This is a genomic window from Armatimonadota bacterium, from assembly GCA_016869025.1.
Lineage (GTDB): Bacteria > Sysuimicrobiota > Sysuimicrobiia > Sysuimicrobiales > Humicultoraceae > VGFA01.
The window spans coordinates 248,297-255,391 of sequence record VGFA01000002.1; the positions used below are offsets into that span (position 1 = coordinate 248,297).

A 7,095-nucleotide genomic window follows, 5' to 3' on the forward strand; every position below is an offset into this window, starting at 1 on the left:
GCCGGACTCCTCTATGCCGTCGGCTGCCTCAGGCCTCGTAGGGCTCGGCGCAGCTGGGTATGTGCCCCTGACAGCATCGGCAGACGAACTTGCAGCCAGTCGTCAGCGTCCCGGTGGTCCACGGTGCGCCGTATCCTGCGTACCGCTTCCCTGACGACGGGCTGGAACCGCGGCCACCCACAGACCTCCAGCCACGCCTGCAGCGTGCCTTGCTGGTGCAGGCTCACCAATCTCACCAGTGGAGCCAGCCCACGTCCCCAGCTCATCCCCCGCTTGGTGAACCGCTCCGCCCACGGCTTGTCCACGTTCGCCTCCGCCGCCCCAAGCCCCCGCCAGGTCGCATCCACAGCCACCGGCATCCCTCGCTGTCGGTACTCCCGCAATCCGTCCCGATTCTCCCACAGATACCCACGCAAGCCGTCGATGGCGCCCCGTCGGTCAGCGTCGGTGCGCTGGCGCACCCCCCGGAGTATCTCGTCGATGGCCGCCCACGTGTCACCACGCCGGATCGCCTTCCACACCTGCCGCATCACCACAGGATGATCGCCTAATCCCACCTTCACCTCTTTCCACAAGTGCCACCGATCAAGCTGGAACTCACAGTGCGGCAGATACTCAAGCCCTTGGCGGATCCACCCCGCTCCATCCCCGTTCAGCACCGTGCATCGTACCTGCTCCAGCGCGCAGTACCCATGCAGGCTCAGCACCGCCCCACGCCAGAATCTTTCGGCCTCCCCAACAGCCCCGTACACGTGCTTCGCTAAGAGCCGGTACTCCTCACTGCCCGGGTGCCGGCGCTCCCATCCCCGGTGGCAGACCAGCACCCGTACCTCCCCACGCAACGCCCGTCGCTTCGGTAAGATCTCCCCCACCCGCCGACGTCGCTTGCCTCGCTGCAGTGCCACCCGCACCTCATCCGCCTCCGCAAACAGCACCTCCACCCTCTCCCCTGTCGTAGGCGGTACAACCCCGTCCTCAAACAACGCCTCCACCTGCTCCTCTTCTCGACAGATCCGCTGACCCCCAACCTGCTTCACCCACCGGTGTATCGCCCCGTGGCTCGGCCCCCGCCCATCCGGCCGCCTGCTCATCAACTCCCCGTCCAGGATCTCAAGTGCCTGCCTCAACTCCTCTCGAGCTACCTCGGCCGTCGCCTCCCAGATCCGCTGCTCCAACCTCCGTGTTGCCTCAGAAGTAGGTGTTACCGCGTGGTAGTTCTTTGCCCCAGAAATGGTGTTACCTCTGTGGGGCGGTCTGCCATCTTGAAGAGCTGATGCAGGGACTGATAGATCTGGTCGCGGAGAAGGCAGGGGTTGAGGGTGAGGTAGAGGCGCTGTAGAGCCTGCTGCTGTGGGGTATCGAGGACGTTGGCGGCGAGGAGGCGCTGATAGGGAGTCTGCGCCCGATCGTATCGTTTGGTGACTCTGGCACCGAGGCGGACCTTACCGGTGAGTTTGGCGATTGGCTGGAAGAAGTTGAGATAGAGGCGGAGGAGGCTGTAGAGATGGTTGAGGTGTTTGAAGGCCTCGGCTGAGCTATAGCGATCATAGCCGATGAGGCGCCGGACGGCGCTCCAATTCTTCTGCTCGGCGTAGGCCTGGTCGTTCTTGCGGTAGGGGCGGCCGCGGGTAAGGCGTATGCGCTCACGGCGACACCAAGGGAGGAGGATCGAGTTGAGGAACTCGCCACCGTTGTCGGTGTGGAGTTCACGGATGGGAAAGGGGAGGCGTTTACGGACAAAATGGACGGCGGTGGCGACGCGATGGTAGTTCTTGCCCCAGACGGCCTGGAGTTCGGTCCACCCAGTAGCGACATCAACGACCACCAAGGAGGTAAGGTGAAAGCCGGCCAGGGTTTCTCCACAGTGGGCTACCAGATCGGCCTGGAGGGCACCTGGGCGTACGGCGGTCCACTCACCGAAGGTGCGGATGGGGACCTGGACTTTGAGGGAATGGAGGCTAGGGCGGCTACTGTGAGGGCGACGCAGGCCCTTGGGGCGCAGGGGTTTGAGGAGCCGATCTATGGTAGCCAGGCTGAGGGAGAGGAGATCGCGGCGGATGGCTGGGGGCAAGATGAGCGTGCCATGGCGCTCCAGGGCATCCACTAGCTCTGGGAGGAATGGGGCGAGGCGCTTGGAGCAGAGGGCGTCGCTGGCTTCCCAGACCTGCTGAAGCGCGCGGGTGACCGGAGGGTGGTAGCGGCGGGGCCGCCCGGGACGGCCACGCGGAGGGCCGGGGGCTCGGCGGAGGAGGCGAATGGCTGACTTGCGATGGTATTCCGTTACCCGGCAGAACTCCGTCAGGATCCTTGCTTTCTCTCGGAGAGGGGCAGCGAGGTAGCGTGGTCGGATGGTCACGGCGTATTCACGGATGCTGCGTGGGCTCATGTTGCCTCCTACCCCGGTAACAGGGTTTATGAGGCAACACTACCCCAACGGGTAACCGGACTTATGACCGGACTCGTGCAAGTCGGAGTTGCAGACCGCTATGAAGGTATCAGGGTACATTGCAGTTGACGTCGGGACATGAACGCCAACGAGACCGTTGTCGTCGCATCGAGGCCACGGCCCGTCCACTTCATCGCCCACACCAGGAACATCCGCACTGTCTCCGTGACCGTCCGCTGGCACATCTCCCCCACGCTCGCGACGTGGTCTCGAATCAGACGCCCGAGGCGCGGATGTTGAGCGCCCAGTTGAAGGAGCGTGAATGCCACCAAGCCCAGACAGAGATGACGCTTCGCGCCCTCGGCGCTTTGCAGCATGTATGCCTCCAGCCCCAGGTTCTGCTTCCCGTCTCGGTAAAATGCGTCGATTGTCCAGCGGTGATTGTAGGCGCGGATGATGCTTTCGGGGAGCCAATGCGTGGCGTTGGTCACGAGCAGGAGCAGCCCACCCTCGACGTCCTCTTTCTGCAGGGCAACGACTTTGACACGCGCGTGGTTCGTCAGCGTCAGGCAGGCGGAGGCAAAGGTCTCCGTCCGACCGTCGATCTCCTGGGTCTGCCAGGCGGAGCGGGCCAGACGCTGGAAGTACGCCACGATCTTCTCCCGGCGCCCGCCATTCGCCAGGTAGACGCGATCCAATCGCAGACGCGAGACCCAGGTGAGTCCCCACGCCAGCAGAGGCTCTGTAAGGGTTTCCGCCAGATACCAGGAATCGAACACGACAGTCTGAAAGAGCACGCCGAACCGCCGGCATCGCTTGATGAGCCACAGTGCCAGCTGGTGCTTCGAGATGCCCCCAGGAGTCTTCAGCCGGAACCCCACGGGAAAGTGTCCTCGCGGGGTTACCCAGTGCGCCGTGACCACCACGTGCCCTTTGACCCACTGCTGGGTCTCAGGGTCCTTGACCACGGCGACCTTCTCCATCGCCTTGGTGTCCATGTCGTGATCGAGGATCGTGTCATCGATAACCAGAAAGCCCCGGCTGGGCTTGGAGAACCCGGCGTGTTCTTTCACCAGCCGGACCACCCGGCGCATGACCTTCTCGGGCGACCAGGGCGCCTCGCCCATGAACCGCCGCTTTGTGCTCGCGTGGCGGTGTCCCGTGAAGAGATCATTGAGGGCCTGCACCGAGAAGCGGGACGAGACGATCAGCCCGATGACGTACTCGGCAAAGTGCTGGAACTGGTCGGATCGACGAAAACAATCCCGGAAGCGGTCCAGCAGATCTGCCCACATCGGAGGAATGCCCACCACTGGCCACATCGTCGTCTGCTCCGTCGAAGCTGCGATGGTTGCTACGTTGGTTAGATTCTACACCGTCAAGGCCCTCAACTCACGCGACTTGCGCAAGTCCGGTTATGAGTCAGATCGCCCTCTTGAAGTCTGGCTCCGCCTGTAGCATGCTGTAGATGCTCGCGAGCAACACGGAAAGACCTCACCCCTTTCTCCCTCAAGAGAAGTCGTGAGGTCTTTCTGCTTCCCTCCCCAGAATACCCTCAACCGCTACCCTGGATTTTACTCAAACACGACACACTACACTAGGGCCGTGCCTTCCGAATGATCGTCCACCCTTTGTCCGTCCTCTTGACAAGATCTCCCACGTCCACTTGGTTCCAGAAGGTGTAAGGAACCGTGTACTCCACGTGATCGATAACAATAATCTTCTCGTCATCCCTTGAAACCCACTTGGCGTCCACCGTCCCGATAACGGGTTGCCCAGAACCGCATGAAGGGATGATCTGCGCCACTGCCAGGAGTGCCAACACTGCCAGCACTTTCACCGTCATTCCACCCTCCTTATCTGTAGAGGGACCCCCTGGCAACACTCAGGGGCTCTCTGTGTCTTCTGAGTTCCTGTTCCCGTCCTCCCCCTCGTATCAGCCCATCACCTCCCGACAAGCGGCACGGAAGATGCCGGCGCGCGCGGTCGCCCAGCCTTATCTCTGTGCTCGGAGCAAGCTCCGGCGACATGATGAGTGATCGGGTGACCCCCGCAGAAAGCATTGCGGCCGCTCGGTCTTCCGAGGACGTCCACGGCGCAGCCGTGGCGACAGGAGGTATGAGGGAGCCGGCCGCAAAGGCCATCGGCTTGATGTGGGGCACAAAGCGCGCGACAGCCATCCGCACTACCACCATCAGCAGCCGCTCACGCAGCAGCCCGAACGCCTCGGCTGTGCTCGGGCGTGATGTCGGTGGCGACGGGCTCAAGGGCGGCGTCCCCCAGGTCCTTGAGGATGTGATAGGCGCGTCGCAACAGCTTGCGAGCGACCGCAAGGCACGCCCGGTTGTGGTCGATGCGGGCCTTGGTCGCAAGGTAGTAGGCGTGGTCCGGCGAGGTGCGGCGCGCTGCGGATTGCGCGGCTTCGTAAAGCGCCCAGCGCAGGCCTCAGGGCCCTGGCGCGACAGGTGCCCTGGTGGTCGCTTGCCGTCCGAGTCGTAGACGGTGATATCCAACCCCGCGTAGCGCACCGCGTCGTCCGAGCTCGAAAAGCGCCGGCCGTCACCGAACTCGGCCCAGATGGCCACCGCGGTGAGGGCGCCCACCCCGTACAGACCGGTGAGGGCCCGGCAGCCGGGCTGACGCTTGGCCAACGCGATCAGCTGCCTGTCGATCGGCTCGATCTGTTGGTCGAGATGGTCGATGACGCGCAGCCCGGTGGCGACGACCTGGCACCCCGCCGGGGAGAGCTCGGCCTCAGCCAGACAGGCGCGCCCCTTGTCGGTCGTGATCTTGATACCACCGGGGAGGCCTTGGTGAAACACCTGGGCCTTGATGCGCTGGCGCCACTTGCGGCGCTCATCGACCAGGTCTTTGCGCAAGCGCACAAGCGTGCGGACCTCGAGCAGGTGATCGGGCGGGATCCAGCTCTCCGGCAGCCGCCCGATCGTCAGCAGCTCGACCATGTTGTCGCAGTCCGTTTTGTCAGTCTTGGCGCGCCGCTTGGGCCCACGCCTCGCCGCCGTCTCGGCAGGCTCAGCGAGATGGGCGGTGTAGCCCACCCGCTGGATCTCCTCGGCCACGAACAGCCACCCCGTGGTCGCCTCCAGCGCGATGTGGACGCCGTCGCCCCCGCCCAGGTCGGCAAGCCACTTCCGTACAGACTCCCGGTCGCACGGGATGCGGCCGCGCCGTACCTCTCCCGTGTCGGTGTCCCGGAGCTTGAAGGTGATCTGCTTACGGTGCACGTCCATTGCCCCTACAATCTTCATTGGGACTTCCTCCGAGTCCGTCTACGTGACACCGCGATGGCATCACGCTCACCTCGCTTGGCTGGAGGGGGTCCCTCTTCATGTCATCTTCCTAATGGTCGAGAATACCCCGCGGTCATCGTGTCGAGATTCCGGTGGCCTCACCTACAGCAGAGGGGCCCCCGGCCGTTTCCAACCGGGGGGCCCCTCGTACGTAGTAGCTACGTGGCAGCGAAGTTCGCTACCAGGAGTAGCTCAGCTCGACGCGGTATCGAGGCATCCCGGCGGTGGCAACGCCAGCGTTTTCCCGCACCTGGTACCGGAACCGAAAAGTCGTATTGGTGGCGATTGTAGAGAACCACCCGGCCTCATACATCAACCGAGTTGCTGTGCCAGCGGCATTCGTGCCGCTCTCGTAGATGAAGTACGGCCGGAACCATGGGCTGTAGGTCAGATCCAGCCGGGCGTTCCAGACCCTGTAGTCCTGGTAGTTGGTAATACCCAGAATATCCATGGAACCGGGCAGGATCGGGCTCCAGACGGCTGGGTAGCTCTTGTACCCAACGGTAAGAGTCGGGGACCAACCTGCAACACCGAGCAACCGCCTGAGGTCGAGGACCGAGCTGACCTGGTAGGCGGTCTGGGCTGTTCCACCGGACGGAGTGAAGGATGCGTACTCACCGGTAATCCGTACGCCGGGGACGAGTGTCCCGCTCAGGTCAAAAGACCACCCCTGATGGACCAAGTTAGGCGTGGGAGAGAATCCGGTGTGCCGCTCGCTGTAGTAGTTAACGCCCAGCGTCCACCCTGGAATGAACGCACCGGTGGACACCCGGGCCATCCCGAGCCAGACTGCGTTGTTCCAGTGGCCGGCCCCGGTAGAATCAACTGTCAGGTGCCAGAAGCTGGCAGCGGAAACGTCGAACATGCCACCGAGCTTCCCCTTCACGCTGTATCCGTCCACGGCGCACCTGGGGGCAGTAACGCCACAGTCATTGAACAGGAGGCCGAATGCGCCCTGTGTGTAGTTCTGCCGACCCCACCGCCAGTCGAAGTTCAGGAATTTGGTATCGACGTAGGCGTTATCGAACGTCACGTTGCCCAGGCCGGTGAACAAACCATAGCCGGGAGTACCCAAAGGATATAGCCCACTGGCCTCGCCGCCGGCAATAAGCCGAACAGTTGCACTGGTGGTCGGGCTGGGACGACCCGTGAAGGTCAGCCGTGCCCTGGCAAAGGAAGCGTTGACGCCCCGCGACTGCGAGAACTGGTACCTCAAGAATGTGTCGCCGGCGATCTTGGTGTTGTCCATCCGGGCACGAAGCGCTGCCAGCTCCTCCTCGACCGCGGTCACCCGCACGCCGAGGGCGGCCAGCTCAGCCCGGAACTCCGCCACCAGGCGGTTCAGGGTGGTGATGCTGGCGGTGAGGCGCTTGTCAGTCGCGGTAATGGTGGCGGTGA

4 protein-coding genes and 1 pseudogene are annotated in these 7,095 nt (G+C 63.4%); all 5 read right to left on the minus strand.

Translation table 11 applies throughout. The features are described 5' to 3' along the window. Nucleotides 1-11: 11 nt before the first annotated feature. Nucleotides 12-1,175, minus strand: a complete 1,164-nt coding sequence (locus tag FJX73_02540; protein MBM3469655.1) for a hypothetical protein — start codon at nt 1,173-1,175, stop codon at nt 12-14. A 26-nt stretch (nt 1,176-1,201) separates the two neighbouring features. Further along, nucleotides 1,202-2,386 (minus strand): transposase family protein, encoded by a 1,185-nt coding sequence (locus FJX73_02545; GenBank protein MBM3469656.1) that lies wholly within the window; start codon nt 2,384-2,386, stop codon nt 1,202-1,204. 98 nt (nt 2,387-2,484) lie between these two features. Next, nucleotides 2,485-3,708 (minus strand): transposase, encoded by a 1,224-nt coding sequence (locus FJX73_02550; protein ID MBM3469657.1) that lies wholly within the window; start codon nt 3,706-3,708, stop codon nt 2,485-2,487. A 275-nt stretch (nt 3,709-3,983) separates the two neighbouring features. Then, nucleotides 3,984-4,232: a hypothetical protein gene (locus FJX73_02555; protein MBM3469658.1), complete on the minus strand. Its 249-nt coding sequence runs from the start codon at nt 4,230-4,232 to the stop codon at nt 3,984-3,986. Nucleotides 4,233-4,591: 359 nt separating this feature from the next. Continuing rightward, nucleotides 4,592-5,655: pseudogene (locus FJX73_02560) on the minus strand (IS110 family transposase). Nucleotides 5,656-7,095: the final 1,440 nt, after the last annotated feature.